The sequence below is a fragment of the Bartonella sp. CB10SXKL genome, assembly GCF_042195515.1.
Classification (GTDB): Bacteria; Pseudomonadota; Alphaproteobacteria; order Rhizobiales; family Rhizobiaceae; genus Bartonella.
The window spans coordinates 1-783 of sequence record NZ_JBHION010000108.1; the positions used below are offsets into that span (position 1 = coordinate 1).

The 783-nt window shown below is 41.0% G+C and carries 1 protein-coding gene; it reads right to left on the reverse strand.

The genetic code is table 11. The features are described from left to right. Positions 1–783: autotransporter outer membrane beta-barrel domain-containing protein (locus ACFIK3_RS09690; protein ID WP_375676633.1), on the reverse strand; the 783-nt coding region annotated here is incomplete at both ends.

Consider the following 783-nt stretch of genomic DNA (forward strand, 5'->3'; position numbering starts at 1 on the left):
CATTGATGAAATTTTCCTAAATCAACATCAAGATTATCAATATCACGCGCCTGATTAAACTGAAGATGCTGATAAACAATCTGAATCTGCGGATCAAAAACAACACCTTTATACCCTGTTGAAAACGTTCTGCCACTCGTTAAAGAACCGCTAAACTGTTTACCCTTTAATGCCACAACCTTGCCCCGTGCAAGGGTCAAAACATCTCCCTTAAAAAGTCCATACGATACCACCCCATCTATATAAAAACCCGTATCATGCTTCAGACTTCCATAGGCAGAAACAGACCATTTATCAAATGCACTCTTTTTGCTTTGTTCAACATCCTGAGGGGTTAGAGAAAGATTTCCGTAAGACCCCATAACCCCAAAGAATGTACGACCATATAAACTCTCAATCTCGTTTAACAAAACACCTGCTTCGAATGCATTATAATCGAGCTCAGCACCATAGCCATATTCAAAAGCAGATAAGTTGGAAGCATAATGATGGCTACCACCATAAGCATGCAGAAAAAAGGCTGTCTTTTCATTATCCTTCCCAAAGGAATGAAAAGCATTCCGCATTGTCTCTAATGTCTTATTTTGCGCGGTCATATCCACTAAACCAGCATGAAATAAGGCATTTGGCAAAAGAAGATAAGTTGGAACCTGTGGAACAACAGCTCTAATTTGGAGATTAGACGAGGAATCCAAAGGGTCAGAAGACCCAGAAGGCTTTGGTTCAACAGGGGCAGAAGGAGGAGAAACAGAATCTGGAGATGAAGTGTCCTCCGGAACAGAG